Consider the following 23,880-nt stretch of genomic DNA (forward strand, 5'->3'; position numbering starts at 1 on the left):
ATAGAAATTGATAAATCAATTTTTGATAACAAACTAACGGAGGAATTTATGAAAAAAATTATCGCACTTGCTGCTGCACTACTAAGCGTTTCATCTTTTGCACTATCTGCAAACGATTCATGGGATACAATCAGAGCTGAGGTAAAAGCTAACCCAAGCCTAGAAATCTCTTCAGGATACTCAGTATTTGTTGGTCGTATCGTAACTGCGTTTGATGTATGTGTTGACGGTGACAACTTTGTTACACTAAGCCAATACCCAATTTACGAAAGAAAGTGGATCGGTGGAAGTAAAGAAGGTGACAGATATAAAGACATCGTAGTTGGTTACGAAACACTAACTTTCCCAATCTCAAGAGAAGTAACAAGAAAAGTATGTCGTGGTAAAGAAGATAGAAACTGTAAAACAGTTACTTCAACTGAAACTCAACAAGTTGTTAGAGATATCACTGTTTCAAAAATCACTCGTGTTGCGGGACGTGACAGAGATGACAAGAAAGTTGAGCTTTTCTCAAAAACTTTCGAAATCCCAGCTTGTCTATAATTTCAAGTATATATAAAGTTTGAGGCCGAGTTTATGCTCGGCCTTTTTTATTTTCTACTGACATCCTCCTTGCATGACAGTTAAAAACCCTACTTCTACTGCCGTTGTCACAAAAAAAATAAATATCCTTTGTGTTTTTTAGACATCTTATTTCATCAAAAATATAACCTCTACATCAAAACAACTTAATTAATTAAAGGCTTCAAACTAAAACTGAATGTCTAATAAACCGGAGGAATTTATGAAAAAAATTATCGCACTTGCTGCTGCACTACTAAGCGTTTCATCTTTTGCACTATCTGCAAACGATTCATGGGATACAATCAAAGCTGAAGTATCTGCTGATTGGGATCTTTCATTCACTGGAACAGCTGTATTCGTTGGACGTCCAGTTAGCGCATTTGACGTATGTCTAGATGGTGACCAATTTGTTACTACTAGAGAATTCCCAATTTACGAAATCGTAAAAGTTGGTAAAGGTCACCCAGAAGCTGATGAAGATGGATATGCATCTGTAATCGTTGGTTACGAAATCCTTTCTTTCCCAACTACTTACACTTCATACAAAGAAGTTTGTAGAAATGATGACAAAAACTGTAAAAGAGTTGCTTATACTGTAAACCAAGATCTTGTTAAGAACGTATCTGTAAAAGAAGTTGTTAGAAGAAACGTTGGTAAAAACGATCGTACGATCGAGAAAACACTATTCTCTAAAGAATATGTAATCCCAGCTTGTAACTAATAAATTCAATAGCTTAAGTATTTCCCTAAGGTACTTAAGCTATACTTTTTATAGTATGAGTAGATAACGGCATCTACTCATGCTATTCAAGCCATCTATGGATAAAATGAACACTCCACAACTATCTCAAGCGCCTCTTGGGCCTATTGAGCAAGTAAGCTTAGACCTAGCTAAAAAGCTAGATGAGTATAAGAGCGTAAAAATTGGAGTTCGTCTTTTATCTGAAAAAACAGGAGTTAGTGAAAGAACACTCTATCGAATCCTGGCCAAAGAGAATAAGCCTACATATCAAACACTTTATAAAATCTATCGAGTCATTCACAACACAAGTAACGAGTCTCTCCTCTTAAATCTTGTTCCAGATGTTATTCGAAAGGAAATTGAAAAGTGTAATCCGAATAAAGTCTCAGAAAAAATACAGTATCACCAAGATATCGAAACTCAAATGAGTTACGATCGTACTTTTGCAGAGATTTATATACTGGCGGCATGTGCACCTATAACAAACGAATTAATTCAATATCGTTACGGAATGAGTGGCATGTTAACAGTGGAAAAGATGCTTGAAATGAAGGCCCTTAGAGTCACAAAGAGTGGTCACTATAGTCTAGGGGAAAACCAAGCTAATTTTAGTGCTAAGACCCTAAAGCGTATGGGTCTATCACTAGTAGAAAAATATAGTAAGGTACAGAATGCAGAATCATATGGTGAAAATATCATCGCATTCTTTGCAGAAGGCTTAAGTGAAGAAGCTTATGATCGATGGCTACAAGTAGATGCAAAGGCATTCGAAGAAAAAGTTGCAATTGCAAATGAAGACAAATCAAAAGGAACAAAGAGGGCCTTTACCTTTATGGTAACGGACACTTTGAATGAAAAATGAAAAATAATATGAAGAACAATATTAAGAAATTTATAGTAATAGTTTCGACTCTTTCGATTTACGCAGGAGTTGGAGGTGTTTCAGGTGGCCCTAAACCAACTAAAGACGACTTCTCAAAGCTTGGACCACAAACTTCGTGGCAAAAAATTATCGATGTCACAAAGAGAAATGATGACGTTAAGCTTGAAGGAACAACTGTTTTTGTATCAAGACCAGTTAGCGCTTTTGAGACATGTATTAATGGAGACGAAATTCAAACAACTAGAAAATTTCCTATCTATAAGACAAAATACGTTGGTAAAAATCAGATGGGAGCCGATAAAGATGGCTTTAAAACTGAACTAGTAGGAAGCAAGTACCTAACATATCCAATTAACTACAAAACACGCGAAAAGGTATGTAATAACCATGGTAAGCGCTGTCGTGAAGTAATGAAAGATGTATCTACTGAGACAATCAAAAACGTTAAAGTAAAGAAAGTAGTTGTCTATAAACCAAATAGTGATCGACCAAGAGAGGTCGAGCAAGACTCTTTTAACAAGGAATACATCATTCCATATTGCCAGTAAAATTCAGATTAAATAAATAAGAGGGCCGCTAATGCGGCCTTTCTTGTTTTATAAGAGATAGCTAAATCTCAACAAATTTGTCCATTTGTCATGATTAAGGCCACTAATTTGGACAATGTCGGACAAAATCCTCATGTGAATTAGAAAAAATTGTCACCTCATATCAATCAAATTAATTTCAATCCATCAAAACAACATAAAAAAGTATTGAAATTGATAAATCAATTTTTTGATAAGAAACAAACGGAGGAATTTATGAAAAAAATTATCGCACTTGCTGCTGCACTACTAAGCGTTTCATCTTTTGCACTATCTGCAAATGATTCATGGGATACAATCAGAGCTGAAGTAAAAGCTAACCCAAGCCTAGAAATCTCTTCAGGATACTCAGTATTTGTTGGTCGTATCGTTACAGCATTTGATGTATGTGTTGACGGTGATAACTTCAATACACTAAGCCAGTACCCAATCTACGAAAGAAAGTGGATCGGTGGAAGCAAAGAAAGTGACAGATACGAAGATATCGTAGTTGGTTACGAGTACCTATCATTCCCAATCTCAAGAGAAGTAACAAGAAAAGTATGTCGTGGTAAAGAAGACAGAAACTGTAAAACAGTTACTTCAACTGAAACTCAACAAGTTGTTAGAGATATCACTGTTTCAAAAATCACTCGTGTTGCGGGACGTGATAGAGATGACAAGAAAGTTGAGCTTTTCTCAAAAACTTTCGAAATCCCAGCTTGTAACTAATTATAAGCCAGGGACTTGGTAAGCGTCTTTCCCTAAGGGACGCTTACTTTATAGAACGATTGGCCGAGGCATTGCTTCGGCCTTTGTAATTTTTACTGCTTAACTGCATAAAATTATGAATAGTGCTAAACTCGCCAAAAAATACTGAGGCATAATGAGAGAAGAGAACTCCAATATAATCAATGAGTTACCAAAGAAGGCATCCCCTACACTTGGTCTCAAAGAGCAAGTAGCTCTAGATTTAGAATCGCATCTAAAGCAATTTAGAAGTGAATCTATTGGTCTTCGTAAACTTTCTGAAAAATCTGGTATTCACCAAAGAACACTTAAGCGTCTTTTGGCCCAAGAAAATAGACCTGGTTATCAAACTCTTGTAAGACTTTATTCATGCTTAGTTGATAGTCCAAATGGTGGCCTTCTCTTAAAGAACCTTCCTGAAAAAGTTGCTAACGAAATTCAAAAGAAATCTCCTACTTCAACAGCAGGAAAACTTGAATATAGTGAAGAAGCTAACAAGGAAATGCTTTACGATAAAGTTTTTGCTGAAATCTATTGTCTGGCCTCAATGTCTCCTATAACTAGCGAATATATTCAATATCGTTATGGTTTAAGTGGAGCTGAAACTGCAGATCGTATGTTAGACCTTGGCGTTCTCAAGCTTACAAAGACAAATATGTTCACTACTGGTGACAAACAAATTGAATTCTCTCCGAAACTTGTAAAAAGACTTGGACTTAATTTAGTTGAAAAATATGTAAAAACTCAAGATGTCGATCTTGCAGAAAAGAACCTTATTGCATTCTATGCAGAAGGACTAAGTCCTGAAGGATATCGTGCATGGTTAAAAATCGATCAAGAAGCTTTTTACAAGAAGATTGAAGTAACAAAAAAAGAAGGCATGTTAGGTGATATAAAAACATTCACTTTCATGGCCACAGACACAATGAGAAAGGAATAAGGTTTTATAATGAAATCAATAATGACTATATTATTTCTGGCCCTTGCAATTAATGCATTCGCAGGAACAGGCGGAATTAGCGCATTTACTGGAAATAATGGTGGCGTTGATGCTGGTACAGGTGGAATTGTTGGCGGAGTTGATGATTTAAAAGAGTTAAAACAATACGACTGGAAAACGATTAGAAAGTACGTTAAGAAAAACTACGATCTAGAGTTATATGGAGATATTGCTTATGTAGGAAGAAATATTTCTGTATTCGATGTTTGTATTAACAATGATCAAATTCAATCGATTTCAAAGTATCCAGTTTATAAAAGAGTTTGGCTTGGTGGAAGTAAAGAGTCTGATCGCTACAAAGATATCGTTGTAGGAAAAGAAATTCTAACTTACCCTCTAGAAGTCGAAAAAGAAGAGAAGATCTGTTACGGGCGTAAGGATAGAAACTGTCGCATGGTAAAGACTGTTCATAGGCAAAATCCTACTCCAGAGATCGCTCTTAAAAAAGAAGTTAGCCGCAACGGAAGACGCGGTGACAGAGAATACAAAGAGATATTCACAAAAAAATATGACATCCCATATTGTCAGTAGTGTGTGTTAAGCCTAGGCCCTTGCGCCTAGGCTTTTTTCCTGAGTAAGAATCTCTACTTTTATTTGCCCATTAGAAATTTTAAAACGAAGTCCTTTCTTAAACTTCCCTTTAACATTATCTCTTAACAATTCTTTTGTTAGCTCCGTATCACAGCGAAGATCACCAAGAGTACTAATTCCAATAGCATTTTCTGAAGTTACATTTATTTTAACTTCATTAATTTTCGAGAAAACAAATGGTAGTGATTCTATATAAGCAGCAACTTTAACAAGAATATTCTCATCACGAATTAAAATCAAAGCATCATCTTCAGCAAATAGATTTGCATCAAATTCAACACGAGTAAGGGCCATCTCTAATTTATTTAAAAGATTTCCTGCTTCAACTTGTCTTTCAACATATGCCAATTCATCAACAGCTGGCTTAATATTCTCTTTTAAATTCTCTAGCTGTTGTTGCTCATTTAATTGTCTAGTTTTTAAGTCTCTCGCCTGACTTCTAAGAATATCAATTGAACTAACAATCGACTTAGACTTCTCCAGTTCTTCATTATAGCTGATCTCAAGTTGGCTGCACTCATTCTTAAGACTTGAAATTTCTAGAGATAAACCTGTTAGTGTATTACGACTTTCTCTATTTGCATCTCGGATCTTAGAGATTTCCTCAGACAATTGATCTTTCTTTAGTAACAGTTCACCTTTAAACTTAGTTGAGTTCTCAATTCCCTCTTCAAGCATCTCTTTTTCAGATATAGCACTACTCAGTTTACTCTCAACTTCACCTAAAAGTGTTTTAGCTACATTTAGCTTATTTTGACGAGTTGAGTGTTCTTTAGTGACAAGCTCTTTTTCAGCTAATTCTTTCTGTAATATGTCTTGTTTTACTTTATGTTCTTCTTCAACAAGCTTAAGTTCATTAACACTTTGCTCGATTTCTGAGTTAAGCTTTACAATATCTGCTTTAGCAATTCGAGTATCATTTTCAAGCTTCTTTGCTTCCTCACTTAGCTGGACTTTGCGTAAGATATTTGATTCTAAATTCTCTTCAATTGTATTAATTTCTTTTTCTAAATCAGACAGTGATACTCTTAAAGAGTAGCAATCATTTTCAACTTTTGTTAATTCCTCATTGCTTACAATTTGCTGATTATTTAAGTCTTTATGTTGTTCCAATAGACTTAATCTAGACTTTTCTAATCTATCTAAAACTATGCCTTGGTCAACAATTGAACTCTCTAACTGCTTAATTGTTTTTTCATCACTTTCAATCATTGCTTCTATCGAAGAGATTTCAGCTTGAAGTTTAGTAGATTTTTCTTGTCTCTGAGATACTTCCAAATTTAATGAAGATAGCTCATCATCAAGCTCTCTCTTTCTTGATAGGGCATTATTGTAAAGATTCGTTTCAGTTTCGATACCTGAATTAAGTTCACTCAACTCAATTTTCATATTCTCTACTAATGATACTTTCTTATTGGCCAATCGCTCATATTTCTTTCGTGAAGATGAGATGGCCTTAAGTCTATCCGTTTTACGAATAACACTGTCCTTAAGGTCTAAAGTTATGGCATCCATCTCTTTTATTTTCAATAGAGCATCGTCGTATGATGTTTGATTAGTTTTTATCTGAAAGTCTAACGCTTTAATCTGACTTTCAAATGTTGATATTTTCGAATCCAATGACTCAATCATTCTTACAGTTTTATTCAATTTATCACATAGACTCTCTGAAATATTATTTAGGCGTTGGTTTTCTTTAGCGAGCTCTTCAATTTCAAGTCCCTTGGCTTCAATTCGATTCTCACCAATTTGAATGCGCCCTTTAAGACTTCCAATTTTTAAAAGTAATTCATTATTAGTATCACTTAATGAATTCTCATCATCAGCAAGTTCTTTAATAAGATTATTTTGGGCTTCACAGTCAGAGTTTAATAACTCATATGCTGCTTGAGACTTTTCAATTTTCACATTTAAAAGTTCAATACTTTTTCTTAAATTATCGGCCTGATCTTGAAGTACTTGCTTTTGGTACTCTACATTTTTTTGCTCTAGACCAAGATCAATTAAAGTTTGTCTTGCTTCAACATCACGTCCATTTAATTCTTGAATCTCAAGACGAATCTCACTTAATTGAGAACTCCCCTCTTCAATTTGTTTTTGAAGCGTGATAATTTTCATCTCACGATTTTCATTATTAAGAATTGCTTTTTGTTTTTTAGTTAAAAGTTCTTCAACACTCGCATCTAAGCGGTCAACTTCGCTCTGATAATTTTGAACACTTTTTTCAAGCGCAAGAGATTGAGTAAGAACAGCATCATGTTCTTTCTTAGTTTTTTTATACTCTCTATCAAGACGATCTATTTCAATTAATGAAATACTTTCTTTTTCTCTAAGCTCATTTATCTGAGCTTCTAATTTCTCAGACTTTGTCGTATTTTCTTCGATCTTATCTTTAAAGTTTTGTGATTCAATTTTAAGAAGTTGAATATCCTGAATTAATTCTTGCTTCTTCTTTTCTCGAGAAGCTATTTCTGATTCGAGGCTAGCAACTATCTCGAGCTCACTCATCTCTTGTGTGCGTAGTGTTTCAGATTCTCTTTCTAGCTTTTTAATACTAGTTTCAACTGCAATAATATCTTGATTTATCTTTGCTTGCTTAGAAGAGATCATTTTAAGATCAAGAATCTGTAATTCTAAATCCTTTTCTAAATTTTGCTTATCTTGTCGAACATCTTTAACTTTAACTGATAATTCTTCTAGTCTTTGAGTTTCCTTATGCTTCTTTTCGACAACCTCTTGAGTTTTTTCAATAAGCTTACTAATTTCAGTATCTAGTTTTATTCTTTCTGATTCTAATTCTGAAATATTCATATCACATTTTTTAATTGTGTTACTATCTTCTTCAATGGACTGTCTTAATTTTGAAATACGCTTATTAGCTTCTTCAATCTCCACCTTCAAGTGAGTACGAGAATCTAGATGATAGGCTTTATCACCGTTAATAACTGATGCCTTATTCTTCAGTGCAAGCTCTTCACCTCTTAAATTACCTAACTCTACTCTAATGCGACCAAGTTCATCTAAGTTTAAGGAATGTGATTTATTAAGATCTGTAATCTTCTTTTTCAACTGAACAATTGAACTTAAAATGAGTTGTTTCTCTTCAACTAGTTCTTTTAAGTTCGATTCCTGGTTATCATTCAATTGTTGAATTTTTACAATTCTCTTTTCTAGGATTTCCTTATCAGCGTGCTCATCAGTTAAAGCACTCTGTAATCTCTTAAGCTCTACTTCAGTTTTTTGAAGCTTTATCTTTTGTAATTCAACTTCTTTTCTTAGAGATTTATTAATCTCTTCATACTCTCCAATTAGCTTCTTCTCTTCACTAACTTGAATATCTAAATTGGCCTGTGTTGTTTTAATATCAACAATAGAGTTTATTTGAGATTGGTTATTTTTAGTTTTACTTTTAAATAGATTCATAAGGTCCTCACTAACCTCTATTTTCTCATTAAAAGCCTTTAAAATAAGCATGTGGCAACTTTTGCGTTGACGCAGACCTAAGTAAAAATATGTTTCGAAGAATCAATAATTTCCCCTCAATCTCTGACAATAATGAACAAGTATACTTCTTGTCTTACCCAATATATGAGTGCATATTGATAGCATGATTTTCTTACTATACTTACTTGTTGGTGCATTTGTTGGAACTCTTTCTGGCCTTTTTGGTATCGGAGGAGGTGTTGTTATTGTCCCTACTCTCTTATTCTTATTTCAAAAACAAGGTTTCTCACCAGATATTAGAATGTATATGGCCCTAGGAACATCGCTTGCGACAATTGTTATCACTGCCGCCTCTTCAACACTTAGACACTATAATATGGGAAATCTACTTACTGATGTAACAAAGAGATTTATTTTACCAATTGTTGTCGGTATCAGTACTGGAGCTTATTTGGTCAATATAGTCGAGGCCCAAACACTTGAGCTCATCTTTATCTGCTACCTTTATCTTGTTTCATTAAAGATGATTTTTTATAAATCTAAAGTGGAAGAGCCAAAAGAAACTTCTAATATGCTTTTTAACTTTACTGGCTTTATTATTGGTCTCAAATCAGCAATCCTTGGAATTGGTGGTGGTACGATAAGTGTTCCATTTCTAACTTGGAGAGGCTACCAAATGAAAAATGCAGTTGCTATCTCGGCTTCAATTGGGGTTCCGATCGCTCTTTTTAGTACTTCATTTTATATTTATAACGGTCTTAGTAAACCTACTCCACAATACTCACTTGGCTATGTTTACTTACCCGCCTTCCTTGGGATCTCAATCGCAAGCTTCTTTTTTACTAAGCTTGGAGCAAGAATATCAAGTGTTGCCAACCAATCAATACTAAAAAAGCTCTTTGCTCTTCTCTTAATCGGAATAGCCCTGAAGAAGACATTGACTTATTTAGGTCACTAAACGTTTAAGCTCTTGTTAATCACTTGTTTTAAACTAATGAAAGATTCTGTTGATTGAATTTCTTTAATCATTTGAATCTTACCGATAAGAAACTCGTGAAAATGATTTATATCCTTAACGATGATCTTCACAATTAGAGCATAATCCCCTGTCGTATAATAAGCTTCAACGATTTCATCCATCTTCTCTAGCTTCTCAATAACCTTGTGAATATCACGTGCATTCACTAGGTGAAGGCCAAGTAAAACAACTACATTATGTCCAAATTTTGTATAATCGACCTTAATTGTACTTCCGACGATTACACCGGCCTCTCTTAGTTTTTCAACTCGTTGATGAATTGTACCGCCGGAAACCCCTATTTTCCTGGCCATTTCAAGAAATGGCATACGGGCATCCTTTTCCATCAATTTGATTATCTTCTTATCAATACTATCAATTTCATAATTATTGGCCATATCTCACCTCTAAAACTATCAATTTATCACCATTTTATAGTATTTATTAAATAACTCATAGTTTTACATGTTCAATATTGAGAATTTATTAAAAAAAGCCGAATATTACTAAAAATATGGAGGTTTTCATGTGCGGATTTAGTGTATTTACGGGAAAAGTTGAAGAAAAAGAATTTGAAGAGAAATTTGATCTAATCTCTCACCGAGGGCCAGATCAAAGAGCAATCCACAAATTAACAGAAGGAACAATGGGCTTTCATCGTCTAGCAATTATGGACTTAAGTGAAGCCGGCTCACAACCTTTTATCTCAAAATCTAAAACACACCTTGTTTGTAATGGAGAAATCTACAATCACCGCACTTTAAGAACTGACTATATTGACCGCTATGACTTTAAGTCTGATTCAGACTGCGAAGTTATAATTCCAATATTTGAGGAGTATGGCATTGAAAAGCTTCTCACATCACTTGATGGGGAGTTTGCATTTGCAATTGAACAAGATGGTAAATTCTATGCTGGCCGTGATCCAATTGGTATCCGTCCCCTCTTCTATGGATATGGCCTTGAAGATGGAAAGATAGCATTTGCTAGTGAAGTAAAAGCACTACAAGGTCTATGTAAGGATATTAAACCTTTTCCTCCAGGACACTACTATGCTGATGGTGAATTTACACCATACTTTGATGTTCGAAAAATTAAGTCTCGTGCAAAAGAAGATTTAGAACTTGTGTATCAAGGTATTCATGATCACTTAGTTGAAGGAGTAAAAAAACGCCTTGATGCAGATGCACCAGTAGGTTTCCTTCTTTCAGGCGGACTTGATTCGTCACTAGTATGTGCCATTGCGGCCAAACTTAGTGATCGACCTATTAAAACATTTGCCGTTGGAATTGACACAAACCCAATTGATTTAAAGTATGCACGAATTGTTGCAGACTACCTTGGCAGTGAACACCACGAAGTCATCTTTACAAAAGAAGAAGCCTTTGAGCATCTTGGAGAACTTGTTCACAAGCTTGAAACATGGGATATCACGACAATTAGAGCATCAATGGGAATGTCTCTAGTTTGTAAATACATCAAAGAAAAAACTGATGTTAAGGTTGTCCTAACAGGAGAAGTTAGTGATGAGCTCTTTGGCTATAAGTATACTGACTTTGCACCAAGCCCATTAGAGTTTCAAAAAGAAGCACAAAAACGAGTTCACGAATTATATATTTACGATGTTTTAAGAGCTGATCGCTCGATTAGTTCTCACTCACTTGAGGCCCGTGTTCCCTTCAGTGATAAGGCCTTTATCGAGTACGTCATGGGAATCGCTCCTGAGCTTAAAATGAACTGGTCAGGAGAGGGTAAATACCTTCTAAGAAAAGCATTTGACCACAGTGGCTACCTTCCTGATGAAATCCTATGGCGTGAAAAAGCGGCCTTCTCAGACGCTGTTGGGCACGATATGGTGGATTGGCTTAAGGCGCTTGCTGAAGAAAAATATAGTGAAGAAGAGCTATCTAAAGCTAGTGAAAAATACCCATATGCAACTCCATTTACAAAAGAGTCTCTTATGTATCGTGACCTCTTTGAAGGGCACTTTCCAGGGCTTTGCGGCCTTATTACAGACTTTTGGATGCCTAATAAGGAATGGGAGAACTGCCAGGTTGATGATCCATCAGCGCGAGTTTTACCTAACTATGGTGCATCTGGAGAATAAAAAAACACCTCAAAAGAGGTGTTTTTTATTTATTAAGTTTTTCTAAGCTAACACAAATTAATCGATCGCCTTTTTTTGCCTCTTGGCATTCTCCACTTATAGATTTTTCTTTTACTTGATAAGTACAGGCTGAGTTCACTGACTTATCAAGGCAAGCTTTTAACCTAGAACGATAACCGAAATTCTTAGGTAAGCTAAAAGCATTACTAGTGGTCACTAGAGAAATAATAATTAAAAGCTTCTTATTCATATCAACTCCTATTCCACCTATTATACGCGATATTTCGCTATTTCTATAACTTCTTGAAATAAAAAAGGCCCCGCATAAGCAGGGCCAAATTTAACAAGTATTAATTTTTTTAATAGGAGGCAAGCAGCTTAGTTAGCTACTTCCATCCCTTTCCCAGAGTCAATAACCTTCAGCCCTACATGCTGCATGAACTTTTCTGGCTCAGATAGATTTAGAGCAAGCTTTAGTACATCCTCAACATGTGAAACAGGGTGAATTGATAGTCCTTGCTTGATTTCCGGTGGAATCTCAAGAAGGTCTTTCTTATTCTTTTCAGGAATAACAACTGTTTTTACTCCTGCTTGCTTAGCAGCTAGCATCTTCTCTTTTAGGCCACCAATTGGAAGAACACGTCCTCTAATTGTCACCTCACCTGTCATTGCAACATCTTGCCTTACAGGAATTCCAGAGATTGCTGAAGTAATCGCTGTAACCATTGTAATCCCCGCAGAAGGACCATCTTTAGGTGTTGCTCCTTCTGGTGCATGAATATGGATATCATGCTTATCAAACCACTCAGAATCAATTCCTAAGCGACCTGAAATTGAACGAACGTAGCTCATTGCTGCCTTCGCTGATTCAGTCATAACCTCACCTAGCTTACCAGTGATTTGGATACCACCTTTACCAGGAACTGCAATAACTTCGATATGTAGAAGACAGCCACCAACTGAAGTATAAGCTAGACCATTTACTAAACCTACTTCTGGTTGTTCTTCAATTACATTATCATCAAATTTAACTGGACCTAGATACTTTTGAACTAGTTTCGAAGTGATTGAGAACTTCTTACCTTTCTCAACATCTTTCGTAACAACGTCTGTAGCAATCTTTCTAGCAATTGTATTGAACTGTCTTTCAAGCCCACGTACACCAGCTTCTTTTGTATAACCACGAACAACTTCCATGATTGTGTTATCAGTAATTGTGTATTCGTAATCTTTAAGTCCGTTATCTTTCCATGCACGTGGTGCAAGGTACTTCTTAGCGATCTGAGTTTTTTCAATTGGAGTATAACCTGCAAGGTTAATGATCTCCATTCTATCTCTAAGTGGCCCAGGGATTTGTCCTAGATCATTTGCAGTCATAACAAACATTACTTTTGATAGATCGTACTCAACTTCAATATAGTGATCACCAAAGTTTTTATTTTGAGCTGGGTCTAGAACTTCTAGCATTGCTGCAGCTGGATCCCCTCTCATATCAGATGTCATTTTATCAATTTCATCTAAAAGAATAACTGGATTTGATGTTCCTGCTTTCTTAAGTGCAGAGATGATTTTACCTGGCATTGCACCTACGTAAGTACGACGGTGTCCGCGAATTTCAGATTCATCTCTTACACCACCAAGTGAAACTCTTTCAAACTTTCTACCTAGTGATTCTGCAAGTGACTGACAAATTGATGTCTTACCAACACCTGGAGGACCTGCTAAACAAAGGATCGTTCCCTTTCCTTCTGCACCAACAAGACTTCTTACTGCAAGATATTCAAGAATTCTTTCTTTAACATCTTTCATTCCAAAGTGATGATCATCAAGAACAGTTCTTGCATGAGTTACATCATTGTTATCTTCTGTATACTCTCCCCATGGTAGAGAAAGCATCCAGTCAATATAGTTTCTCACAACCGCAGATTCTGCTGACATTGGAGACATTGACTTAAGTTTCTTAATCTCTTTTTGTACTTTAGTAACAGCTTCTTCAGGCATTACTTTCTTAGCTAGGCGCTCTTCCATTTCTTGAACTTCAGATTTCTCATCTTTTTGTCCAAGCTCTTTTTGAATAGCGTTCATTTGCTCATTTAGGTAGTACTCTTTCTGAGACTTTTCCATTTGAGACTTAACGCGAGTTCTGATTCTTCTCTCAACGTTAATGATCTCGATCTCTCCTTGCATTTTTTCAAGAAGAAGTTGAAGACGTGCTTCAATATCTACAGCTTCAAGAATTTCCTGCTTTTCAGGAATCTTCATTGAAAGGTGCGCAACGATAATATCAGCTAATCTTGATGGATCAGTGATCGATGAAATGCTCATAAGTAATTCTGGTGGAATTCTCTTATTAAGTTTCACGTACTGTTCAAATACATTTTTGATTGATCTTACTGTTGCTTCAATTTTTACTTGTTCAGGAACAGCTGGAACACACTTAGTTACATCTGCCCAGTAACCTTCAGTTCTTGCTTCAAATTCCTCGATTGTTGCTCTGTACTTCCCTTCAATAAGTACCTTTACAGTATTATCTGGGAGTCTAAGCATTTGAATGATATTTACAACAGTTCCTACGTTATAAACATCTTCACGATCTGGGTTTAGGATACTAGCATCCTTTTGCGTAACTAGAAAAAGCTCGTTACCATTTTTTGATGCTTCCTCAAGGGCGTTGATTGACTTCTCTCTTCCTACAAATAGTGGAACAACCATGTGTGGAAAAATAATCATGTCTCTTAGTGGAAGTAACGGTAGGCTCTTCGACTCAGTTGACTTCTTGTCTGACATAGCACCTCCTGCACTATTAATACTTGTCAAAAAAATTCTGGGAAAAGGAAAGATTGGAAGACTTCATGTCTAATCTCTAACCCTTTTATAAATTGTATCAAGAACCTATAAATATTTTGAAACTTTTTTTGGTCGGAATCTTATGCCCCTCAATAAATTCACAGTGCATAGGCCTATATTTACAACCACTTAAGTTATCCGACAAGAGAAGACCGGTTAGCTAAAATATTCTGACATTTGAAAACTAGTGTAATTTCTACACCGCTTAAACGAACAAGGGCCAGACAAAATGCCTGGCCCTCTTTACTTATTTATTAATTTTTAAATAATTAACTATTAAGCTGATTCGATATCTTTCTTAGCTTCTAAAGTTGAGCTAGCAGTTGATTTCGTGTCTTTTCTTGGACCCTCTTCAACGCGTGGTGATTCCTTACCTGCAATAGATGCAGCAGTAATCACAACTTTATTGGCCTTATCATTTGCTGGAACATCATACATTACTTCAAGCATTGTTTGCTCGATGATGGCACGAAGTCCACGCGCACCAGTTTTTCTCGTAAGAGCTGTTTGAGCAATTGCTTTCAGAGCTTCTTCTTCGAATTCTAGTTCGATTCCATCAAATTCAAATAGTTTTTGATATTGCTTAGTAATCGCATTCTTTGGTTCAGTTAGAATTGAAACAAGTGCTTCTTCATCTAGCTCTTCAAGAAGTGCGTTTACAGGAAGACGTCCAATAAATTCAGGAATAAGACCAAACTTTGTTAAGTCTTCTGCTTCAATACCACCAAGCTTTTGAATTACTGATTCTTCGGCTTCAACAGTTTGTTTTGCAACAAGCCCCATTGGTCTCTTCGTCATACGTTTTTCAATAATCTTATCAAGACCTACGAATGCACCAGCTACAACGAAAAGGATATTTTTCGTATTAACTTGGATGAACTCTTGTTGAGGGTGCTTACGTCCACCTTTAGGTGGAACAGATGCGACAGTCCCTTCAACGAGCTTAAGTAGTGCTTGCTGAACACCTTCACCAGATACGTCTCTAGTGATTGATGGGTTTTCAGACTTACGTGCAATCTTATCGATTTCGTCAATATAAACAATTCCACGCTCTGCTCTTTCTACATCGTAGTCACATGCTTGAAGAAGGTTAAGAATAATATTCTCAACGTCTTCCCCTACGTAACCAGCTTCAGTAAGTGAAGTTGCATCAGCAATAGCAAATGGTACGTTTAGAAACTTTGCTAGTGATTGAGCGATAAGAGTTTTACCAGAACCAGTTGGACCAGCAAGTAGAATATTCGACTTTGCAAGTTCTACTGAGTCGTCTTTTCTTTTCGTATCACCGTGAGCAATTCTCTTATAGTGATTATGAACGGCTACAGAGATAATCTTTTTTGCACGATCTTGTCCAATTACATATTGGTCAAGGTGTAGCTTAATCTCGTGTGGCTTTGGAACATTATCAAGAGCGGCTTTAGAAACAGACTTAACCGTATCTTCGTAAATGATTTCATTACACAATTCAATACACTCATCACAGATATAAACACCAGGTCCTGCAATTAGCTTTTTAACTTCTTTTTGAGATTTCCCACAGAAGTTACAAGAAAGTGAACTATTGTATGATCCATCTTTTTTAGTCATTCATTGTCCTTTAGTTTTAATTCTAAAATAGAATTATATCTTACTTCTTATTTGATTCAATAACACCATCAATAATACCTAGCTCAATTGCATCTTGTGGAGATAGGTAATTGTCGCGGTCAGTTGCTGCAACAATTTTTTCCATCGTCATATCAACTGACGAGTGCTTAATATAGATACCATTTAGTTGGTCTTTTAGTGTTTGGATTTCATTTGCCTGGATCTGAATATCAGAACACTGCCCTTGAGCTCCACCTAGTGGTTGGTGAATCATAATACGAGAGTGTGGAAGTGAGTAACGGTGTCCCTTCTCTCCAGCAGTAAGAAGAAGTGATCCCATTGAAGCAGCAAGCCCTACACAGTAAGTATAAACTGGGCAAGATACGTGTTGCATAATATCGTAAATACCAAGTCCAGCATAAACGCTTCCACCTGGTGAATTGATATAGAAATGGATTGGATCTTCTGGATTACTCTGCTCTAGAAACATCATCTGAGCAATAAGTAGGTTGGCAACTGTATCATTAACTTGTGTACCTAAGAAAACAATTCGATCAAGAAGTAGTCTTGAATAAATGTCGTATTGTCTCTCACCTCTTGCCGTTTGCTCAATAACAATTGGGTTAGGTATATGTGCCTTTGGATCCATCATTTTTTCTCCCTAGATATATATTTGGACTCTTTTCCAATTAATTTGTCTAATGCATTCAGCATTTCGGTGGGTTGGGACTATTTCTTTAGATAAATATTTGCGATTTTCTGATTAAATTCCAGCTTAAGCAACTGAAATTATTTACCCTACTATTTCTATATTTAACAAAAAGATGAACAGATTTTAACATTGCAGGTCTTGAATTTCCCCCACCCCTGCGGTTTAATTTAGCGCAAGAATTTATAAACTATTCAATAGTTATACGCGCAGAAAACAGGAGAATATTATGACTGAAACAGTTTACCCAACATCATTAGTTTCAAAAGCAGCACCAGAATTCAAAGGTAATGCAGTAGTAAATGGTGAAATCAAAGAAATTTCACTTTCAGACTTCAAAGGAAAGTGGAAAGTTCTTTTCTTTTACCCACTAGACTTCACATTTGTATGTCCAACAGAAATCACAGCATTTTCTGACAAGATTCAACTTTTCAAAGACCTTAACACTGAAGTTATCGCTTGTTCTGTTGATTCAGCTTTCTCTCACCTAGCGTGGACTAAGCAATCAAGAAATGAAGGTGGACTTGGTGATATCAACTTCCCAATCCTTGAAGACCTTACAAAAGAAGTAGCTAGATCATACGGTGCACTTATGCCATCTGGTGACGTTGCGTTTAGAGCAACTTATATCATTGATGACAACAACATCGTTCAACACGTTTCAATCAACAACCTATCAGTTGGTAGAAATGTTGAAGAAGTTGCAAGACTTGTAGACGGTTACCAATTTACAGCTAAGCACGGAGAAGTTTGTCCGGCAGGTTGGACTAAAGGTGCTGATACAATGAAGCCAGATCCAAAAGGATCACAAGAATATTTCAACAAGCTATAATTTTAGCTCGAAATATGAAGGCCCTCAAATGAGGGCCTTTTTTAATAATAAAATCCTACTCCGATTCCCAAGCGAGTGATACTCAATTGTCGATAATCATTTTTCAATTCATGACGTTTGGCAAAGATGTTGTACCACATATTCTCACTATACTTCTGACTGTAATTGATCTGATAACGTTGACCGCTTAAGCCTCTTTGCGAATTCACAGATTGAGAAAAGCTCAAATTAAGTACAAAAGGTGTAATTATCTTTTGAGCAAATGTTAGTCCTAAGGTGCCATAATAGATGCGCTTAACCTCAGTATCTAGAGATTCACCATCCAAGAATTTACTTGAGTTATAAAGATTGAAGACTTCGTAATCAACACCACCAAAAAAACCTGTCGAATTGCGATATGTATAAGACTTATGAGCATAAAAACTTGCTCCAAGCTCTGGTTTAAGCTTTAAATTATTTGAAAAGCTACTTCCACTATCACTCTCAATTTCTGAGGCAACAAGATATGAAATACTACCAAGGGCGACAAGAGAGAGCTTCTCAATTGATACAGGAAAATACGAAATCCCTGCTGTTAATGTCATTGGTGAATTCTTTTGTGTTTTTAAAACTCGATTAGATGTTTTTTCTTTAAACATTCCAAGAGAAGCAGAGGTTTGAATAAAGTAGTTATGGTTGTCCCCTTTAGACTTTAAGAAGAAGTCCAAGCTCTTTCCATATACTTGGTTCGTATTTAAACCAATGTAAAAAATAATGAGTGATCTAAAAATTCTCTTTTTCACGGCCCTAATATTACCAGAGAAACATCTTAAATTTGAGAGAGGAAAAATACGCTGATAACTAATGCATATTGAATCAAATTAGGATATTCTTAACGTAATTTTTTTACAGTTATGCTAGGAGATAAAATGGAATTCATTGATCAGATCATGCTCTATATCAACACTCACGTGCACATGGCGCCATTTATAATTTTTGGACTACTCCTCTTAGCAGGCTTTAACATTCCAATTTCTGAAGATGTAATGTTATTTACTTCGGCCATTTTAGCGGCCAAGAACCCAGACTACCTATACCCACTTTTCTTTGGGGTATTTCTTGGAGCATATCTTTCAGATTTAATTTGTTACGGATTTATTGGACGCTACTTAGGCCCGAAAATTTTTAAAATTAAATTCTTTGCCTCAATGGTTACGCCAGAGCGCCTTGATATGGTTAATGCCTTCTTTAAAAAGTATGGTGTATTCACATTAATTTTTGGTCGTTTTGTTCCATTTGGATTTAGAAATGCACTCTTCCTATCAGCGGGTCTAGGACGCATGAATGCTTGGAAATTTGCCCTGTCAGACCTGCTGGCAGCAACAGTATCATGTGTTGTTTACTTCACTGTTTATTATAAATTTGGTGAGACAGCTATTGAGTATATCAAGAAGAGCAATTACGTTATCGGTGCAGTAGCACTTGCTGTAATTCTTGGTGTAATCGTCTCAAAATGGAAGAAAAAGAACGTAAACGCCTAAAATCATTAAAGTCAGAAAAAATTACAAGGCCCGTCAATTACAGTTTACAGCACGGGCCTCTTCCTCCATAATCCCGCTTGTTCACAAAAGTTGTGAAAAAAAATGAACAGTATTTGATTATTGGAGTACCGTTAAATGTTAAATTCAATCACGCAAAATAAAGTTATCAGTTTCAACGCATTTAAAAGCGAAAGAGCTAGCCGTTGTGAAAGTACTGTTCAAAGAGATTATTTCTCTAAGCTAGACTTCTCTGCCCTAATCAATGAGACAAACTCTCTTGTTGCAGAAATCAACAGTGACGACGTTATTAATAACGAATTATTAATTAAAGTAGATCAGCTAACAGCTGAATTTAAAAGCCGCATCCTTGATAATGAATCGCCTATCGACAAATATCTTTTAGCGACAATCAAGGATCTTAAGTATTCGATAAAAGCAAAACTATAGTTTTGTTCTTTATATTCTTCTCTTTTTATTTTTTGTTTTTTTGTTTTAAGGCCCGTCATAAGATGGGCCTTATTTTTTTGCTTCCAGCAGACTTTAGAGGGATTCTAGCGATTGATAATCGTGTAGAACTTTGGCCCTAAGAAGTGGCAACTTCATTTCAGAATCATATCCTAGCAATGATGCCGTCTTTCTAAGATGTACGATATTCCCATTTTTCTTAGAAGAATTCTCAAATTGAGTTAGTAAGTAAATCATATTCTTTGAAAAGGTTGTCACGTATGAGCGTATCAGGGCCATATTTCCTGAAGTTACATGTGAAAACTTAGCACCGATAGATGGTAATAAGATTTTTTCTACTTCCGACAATCCTTCAAATGAACGAACAATATCAACTTCACAACGAATAACTTCAATATCAAAAGCGCTGTGGTCGATACTAATAAGTTTTTGAGAACTTAACTTTGAAAATTCTGGATATTGAATAAGAGATACCATGGTATGAAAGCGTGTACTTGAAGGTACACGCCCCATATCGGTAATTAACATTCCACCTTCGGAAATATTAGAACAGCGGCCCTTTAAAACATAGTCATCACAAAGATAGAGCATCTCTTGATTTACAGGTGCTCTTAAATGTTGACGATTAGCTCTCGACACTCGCTATTCCTCTATTAAAGTAATTTTGAAGCTGTTTCAGAAAGCGCAGAACGCTCACCAACAGTTAACTTCGTATGAGAGATGATCTCTTCTGTTTTCAGTCTTTCGACAACATAGCTTAGACCGTTATTAATCTCATCAAGGTATGGACTATCAATCTGCTGAGGGTCACCTGTTAAGATGATCTTAGTTCCCTCACCTGCACGAGTTACAATTGTTTTAACTTCGTGTGGAGAAAGGTTTTGGGCTTCATCAACAATTAAGTACTGACCAGGAATAGAACGACCACGAATATAAGTTAGTGGTTCGATATGTAGTAGTCCATGATCCATTAGATCAACATATGAAGAACTTGTTCCAGCTCTTCTTTGATCAAATAGGAAGTCCATATTATCAAAGATTGGTTGCATCCAAGGACCTAACTTATCGTTTACATCACCTGGAAGATAACCAAGGTCTTTCCCCATTGGCTGAATTGGACGAGAAACAAGAAGTCTTGAATATTTTTCTTGATTAATTGTCATCTCAAGTCCTGCTGCAATTGCAAGAAGAGTCTTACCTGTACCGGCCTTACCAACAAGTGATACTAACTTGATATCGTCATTTAAAAGAGCATCAAGAGCAAATTGCTGTTCCATATTTTTTGGATAAATTCCCCAAACACCTTCTCTCATTGGAATTAAAGGTACAACTCCAAGTTTACTTTTAGAGAAACGTCCCAGAAGTCTTCTTCTATCATTTCCTTCTTCATGAACAACTAAGTATTCATTTGGAAAAATTTCAAGTTCTTCCCAGTTTTCAAGCTGTAAGAAGCGATTCTTTTCATATTCTTCAAGCTTATCTTTTGGAAGTGGTAGAAAGCGATAACCTGAGTAAATTTCCTCAAGCTTAATATCTTTCATTCCGTAGTCTTCAGCATTGATACCTAAGATATCAGATTTAATTCTTAAGTTGATGTCCTTAGTGATAAGAACAACATCTTCTCCCTGCTCCTTTAAGAAGATAGCTGAGGCAAGAATTAAGTTATCATTAATAGTAAGATCAATTGTGTCGTGTTGATTTTCAATTGTCTTATCAACAGAGATGATCAGGGTTCCACCATTGTCTAACTCAACACCATCCATAAGTGATCCCTTCTTACGAAGATCATCGATGATTCTTGAGAAATAACGAGCGTTACGCCCATTCTCATTCTGATCTTTCTTAAAACGATCTACTTCTTCAACTACAACTAGTGGGATGAAGACGTCGTTAGGACCAAATTTGTTAATAGCGTTAGGATCAAATAATAATACGTTCGTATCGAGTACAAAGGTTTTTCTTGTCAAAATGCCCTCCATGACATTTAGATTGATGCGAGGAAGCCTCTCTTAATTAAATTTTAAGTTATGGTAAAAAGGGATGTCAAAGAAAAAGGGCCGTTCACCTTTGTGCGTCATGAAACTCACACAAAAGCCTAAAAAATATCCATGGATGTATCAAATAAAGAGATAAAAACAAAAAGGCGATCACCTTTTGTTTCTTGATACTCAGAACCTATTTCTACATTATTAAATCCAGCAGTAATCGTAACTGGCCATAGGCGAATCTCAGCTCCATAATTCAGATAGCCTTCGCCAAGTCCTGCAAAGAAACCAAAAAAAGGGATATTGAGCTGGGCCCCAAAGTGAATCATTCGACCAAAGCTCAAACCTTGATTGATTGGCTTAACATCAAGAGCAAGAGAATAATCAAATGCCTTCCAGTCTTGTTTTACAGCAATTCCAGTGTTAACGGCCATATTGATGCGAGGAACTTCCCCATCCCCTTGAGTCTTTTTAAAGTATGTATCACCAATATCAAGAACTGCCATTGATGCGACAAACTCTGTATTTCCCCATCCATTGGCATATTCAATACCAATATCGTGACCTGCACCTGAACCTTTGGAATAGCCAAATGTATTTTTAATATCATCAATTGAGCCTAGGCCATTTTCAATTTTTGTAATGATATTTGTCGAGAAAATATCAAATTTATCTCGCGTCCCTTCTCTTGTTAAATATTTGAAAGAGTATCCTAGCGAAAGACGCTTACCTTTCATAATTTTCTTTTTCTGCTTATTGCGACTGCCACCAATTAGATTGAAAGCAAAACCAGCTATAAATCCACGATCATAAGAGTAATCAACATTAAAGGCCGGATTTACACGGTTCTTCAAAACGATATTGGCACGATTCTTAGTAAAATAAGAAAATGAAAAATGATGGGCCTTAATCGTTGAAAAGTTAGAAGCTTCTAAATAAAGAGGGTAACCCATTAGCTGATCAGCAATACCAGCAGCATCACTTGGAAGATTATTAAAGCGATCCATATCATCGATCGCATTTGGCCCAGCTAGAATAAAATTAACAGGAGATATATCAACATCATAATTTGCACCTAAGCTAGCAGGATTGTAAAAAACAGTAAATGAATCCTGATTAGCAAGCCCCATCCATGCATTTCCCATTAACATGGCACGAGGACTCTGACCTAAAAAGAATTTCTCAAAGGCCAAAACATTGATGCTCAAAAGAGTAATGAATAGGAGCTTTAGCGTCTTTCCCATTACCTACCTTGAATGAAGTGTTTCAAAAAGTGCTGCCATATAGTAAGCAATTTGAAGTTCACTACCTGTAAAATCTGTTACACATTGAGTTTGATTTTTTATTGTCACAAGACTATTTGAAAAGCCTTTAGGTGTAATCACATTGTCGACAAAGTCTTGCCTAACAGTACTAATGTCGGCCAGAAATGTTGTTAAATCAACATCAGTAATATCACCAAGAGTGATATTTTCAAGAACATCTAATAAGTTATTAAAGTCAGTAACCAATGCGCAAGCACGTTCTAGATGTAGGCTTGAATCACCATTAGTTAAATCAATACTACCTGTATCAGCACCATCATCACATGCACCTGTCACGCCACCTGCTTGAATATATGCATCAAGATCGCCATCTCCGAAGTAAGAGTATGCGAAGAGACATTCATTAGTTCCTACTGTCCCCGCTCCTTTCGAACCAAGCGCATCAGAATTTCCAAAGAAGGCCATGCTCATACCGTTTCGAACAAAGAGCATATACATTAGAAAAGAATTTATATCGGCCGCTCCATAACTTCCAAATGTTGCTTTACGAAGCGTAGCAGACGGATCTTTTGTTGCTGGGCCAACTCCTCCAGAATAAGTTAAAACATCGATTGCTTTGCCAAGATAGTAGTAAGAAAGATCATCAATGTCAGTCATGGCCTGGGCCAATGTAAATGTTGACATTGAACTTAGGAGATCTCCACCTGTTGTAATTTTTGTGATTTCATTTAAGAAGAACTCTGTTACAGAAAAGCCTGCTTTACATGCATAAGAAGAAGCAAGTAACTTATAATAAGTTGCATCTCCACTCTGCTCTTTCATCGCAAGCATTTTACTGAGGGCCTTATCACAATCCCCAGTCGATAAATGATCTTCAACAGAAAGATAACTTCTTTCAAGTTCGATATCTTCATCGACACCACAAGAGGTGAAAAGAATTGATGTTAAGAGATAAATACTGAAAACAATTAGTTTATTCACAGCTTAATTATCTCTTAACTTAAC

At 36.0% G+C, this 23,880-nt stretch carries 23 protein-coding genes; 13 read left to right on the forward strand and 10 right to left on the reverse strand.

The features are described from left to right. The first annotated feature begins 48 nt into the window (after positions 1-48). The 9 genes from ACMAYS_RS05610 to ACMAYS_RS05650 all read left to right on the forward strand — a co-directional run bounded on the left by ACMAYS_RS05610 (position 49) and on the right by ACMAYS_RS05650 (position 9,498). On the forward strand, positions 49-543 hold the full coding sequence (locus ACMAYS_RS05610; protein ID WP_146037747.1) for a hypothetical protein: 495 nt from the start codon (positions 49-51) through the stop codon (positions 541-543). A gap of 241 nt (positions 544-784) precedes the next feature. Further along, complete coding sequence (locus ACMAYS_RS05615) at positions 785-1,285, forward strand: hypothetical protein (RefSeq protein WP_103216501.1); 501 nt, start codon at positions 785-787, stop codon at positions 1,283-1,285. Positions 1,286-1,382: 97 nt separating this feature from the next. Next, the gene (locus tag ACMAYS_RS05620; protein WP_146037746.1) at positions 1,383-2,168 is read left to right on the forward strand and encodes a helix-turn-helix domain-containing protein; all 786 of its coding nucleotides are present in this window, start codon (positions 1,383-1,385) and stop codon (positions 2,166-2,168) included. 8 nt (positions 2,169-2,176) lie between these two features. After that, positions 2,177-2,737, forward strand: a complete 561-nt coding sequence (locus ACMAYS_RS05625; protein WP_392991044.1) for a hypothetical protein — start codon at positions 2,177-2,179, stop codon at positions 2,735-2,737. A 255-nt stretch (positions 2,738-2,992) separates the two neighbouring features. Beyond that, complete coding sequence (locus ACMAYS_RS05630) at positions 2,993-3,487, forward strand: hypothetical protein (RefSeq protein WP_103216498.1); 495 nt, start codon at positions 2,993-2,995, stop codon at positions 3,485-3,487. Between the two features lie 154 nt (positions 3,488-3,641). After that, on the forward strand, positions 3,642-4,445 hold the full coding sequence (locus tag ACMAYS_RS05635) for a hypothetical protein (protein WP_103216497.1): 804 nt from the start codon (positions 3,642-3,644) through the stop codon (positions 4,443-4,445). A 9-nt stretch (positions 4,446-4,454) separates the two neighbouring features. Next, positions 4,455-5,036 carry a hypothetical protein gene (locus tag ACMAYS_RS05640; protein WP_412462917.1) on the forward strand — a complete coding sequence of 194 codons (582 nt, stop codon included), beginning with the start codon at positions 4,455-4,457 and terminating at the stop codon, positions 5,034-5,036. Positions 5,037-7,786: 2,750 nt separating this feature from the next. Then, entirely contained in the window at positions 7,787-7,849 is a 63-nt protein-coding gene (cas5, locus tag ACMAYS_RS05645; protein ID WP_393022204.1) for a CRISPR-associated protein Cas5, read from the forward strand. Positions 7,850-8,703: 854 nt separating this feature from the next. Continuing rightward, entirely contained in the window at positions 8,704-9,498 is a 795-nt protein-coding gene (locus ACMAYS_RS05650) for a sulfite exporter TauE/SafE family protein (RefSeq protein ID WP_392991042.1), read from the forward strand. Here the strand turns inward: ACMAYS_RS05650 and ACMAYS_RS05655 are convergent. After that, entirely contained in the window at positions 9,495-9,956 is a 462-nt protein-coding gene (locus ACMAYS_RS05655) for an Lrp/AsnC ligand binding domain-containing protein (RefSeq protein ID WP_412462918.1), read from the reverse strand. The two genes, ACMAYS_RS05650 and ACMAYS_RS05655, sit on opposite strands and share 4 nt — an antisense overlap. A 128-nt stretch (positions 9,957-10,084) precedes the next feature. On the opposite strand from ACMAYS_RS05655, the gene asnB reads away from it, so the two are divergent. Beyond that, positions 10,085-11,665: an asparagine synthase B gene (gene asnB, locus ACMAYS_RS05660; RefSeq protein ID WP_412462919.1), complete on the forward strand. Its 1,581-nt coding sequence runs from the start codon at positions 10,085-10,087 to the stop codon at positions 11,663-11,665. Between the two features lie 25 nt (positions 11,666-11,690). Here asnB and ACMAYS_RS05665 read toward each other — a convergent pair whose 3' ends face one another. The 4 genes from ACMAYS_RS05665 to ACMAYS_RS05680 all read right to left on the reverse strand — a co-directional run bounded on the left by ACMAYS_RS05665 (position 11,691) and on the right by ACMAYS_RS05680 (position 16,751). Beyond that, positions 11,691-11,915, reverse strand: coding sequence for a hypothetical protein (locus ACMAYS_RS05665; RefSeq protein WP_392991034.1), 225 nt, complete (start codon positions 11,913-11,915; stop codon positions 11,691-11,693). A 128-nt stretch (positions 11,916-12,043) separates the two neighbouring features. Then, positions 12,044-14,452 carry an endopeptidase La gene (lon, locus tag ACMAYS_RS05670; RefSeq protein ID WP_103216490.1) on the reverse strand — a complete coding sequence of 803 codons (2,409 nt, stop codon included), beginning with the start codon at positions 14,450-14,452 and terminating at the stop codon, positions 12,044-12,046. A 336-nt stretch (positions 14,453-14,788) separates the two neighbouring features. Next, complete coding sequence (gene clpX / locus ACMAYS_RS05675) at positions 14,789-16,099, reverse strand: ATP-dependent Clp protease ATP-binding subunit ClpX (RefSeq protein ID WP_103216489.1); 1,311 nt, start codon at positions 16,097-16,099, stop codon at positions 14,789-14,791. A gap of 40 nt (positions 16,100-16,139) precedes the next feature. Next, a complete protein-coding gene (locus ACMAYS_RS05680; RefSeq protein WP_021266245.1) occupies positions 16,140-16,751 on the reverse strand; it encodes an ATP-dependent Clp protease proteolytic subunit in 612 nt (203 codons plus the stop codon). Between the two features lie 286 nt (positions 16,752-17,037). Here ACMAYS_RS05680 and ACMAYS_RS05685 point away from each other — a divergent pair, with 286 nt between their 5' ends. Further along, a complete protein-coding gene (locus ACMAYS_RS05685; RefSeq protein ID WP_103216488.1) occupies positions 17,038-17,640 on the forward strand; it encodes a peroxiredoxin in 603 nt (200 codons plus the stop codon). 41 nt (positions 17,641-17,681) lie between these two features. On the opposite strand, the gene ACMAYS_RS05690 is transcribed toward ACMAYS_RS05685, so the two are convergent. Continuing rightward, positions 17,682-18,422 carry a hypothetical protein gene (locus tag ACMAYS_RS05690; protein ID WP_412462920.1) on the reverse strand — a complete coding sequence of 247 codons (741 nt, stop codon included), beginning with the start codon at positions 18,420-18,422 and terminating at the stop codon, positions 17,682-17,684. Positions 18,423-18,548: 126 nt separating this feature from the next. On the opposite strand from ACMAYS_RS05690, the gene ACMAYS_RS05695 reads away from it, so the two are divergent. Both ACMAYS_RS05695 and ACMAYS_RS05700 read left to right on the forward strand, forming a co-directional pair. Beyond that, positions 18,549-19,160 (forward strand): DedA family protein, encoded by a 612-nt coding sequence (locus ACMAYS_RS05695; protein ID WP_233189674.1) that lies wholly within the window; start codon positions 18,549-18,551, stop codon positions 19,158-19,160. Positions 19,161-19,295: 135 nt separating this feature from the next. After that, entirely contained in the window at positions 19,296-19,607 is a 312-nt protein-coding gene (locus tag ACMAYS_RS05700; RefSeq protein WP_103216486.1) for a hypothetical protein, read from the forward strand. A 93-nt stretch (positions 19,608-19,700) separates the two neighbouring features. Here ACMAYS_RS05700 and ACMAYS_RS05705 read toward each other — a convergent pair whose 3' ends face one another. The 4 genes from ACMAYS_RS05705 to ACMAYS_RS05720 form a co-directional block, all read right to left on the reverse strand. Continuing rightward, positions 19,701-20,264 (reverse strand): PilZ domain-containing protein, encoded by a 564-nt coding sequence (locus tag ACMAYS_RS05705; protein ID WP_103216485.1) that lies wholly within the window; start codon positions 20,262-20,264, stop codon positions 19,701-19,703. A gap of 14 nt (positions 20,265-20,278) precedes the next feature. After that, on the reverse strand, positions 20,279-21,604 hold the full coding sequence (locus ACMAYS_RS05710; RefSeq protein ID WP_103216484.1) for a PhoH family protein: 1,326 nt from the start codon (positions 21,602-21,604) through the stop codon (positions 20,279-20,281). A gap of 116 nt (positions 21,605-21,720) precedes the next feature. Then, the gene (locus ACMAYS_RS05715) at positions 21,721-22,854 is read right to left on the reverse strand and encodes a hypothetical protein (protein ID WP_392991029.1); all 1,134 of its coding nucleotides are present in this window, start codon (positions 22,852-22,854) and stop codon (positions 21,721-21,723) included. 3 nt (positions 22,855-22,857) lie between these two features. Next, positions 22,858-23,856 (reverse strand): hypothetical protein, encoded by a 999-nt coding sequence (locus ACMAYS_RS05720; protein ID WP_103216482.1) that lies wholly within the window; start codon positions 23,854-23,856, stop codon positions 22,858-22,860. Between the last annotated feature and the right edge of the window lie 24 nt (positions 23,857-23,880).

The sequence above is a fragment of the Halobacteriovorax sp. RT-2-6 genome, from assembly GCF_047085025.1.
Taxonomy (GTDB): domain Bacteria; phylum Bdellovibrionota; class Bacteriovoracia; order Bacteriovoracales; family Bacteriovoracaceae; genus Halobacteriovorax_A.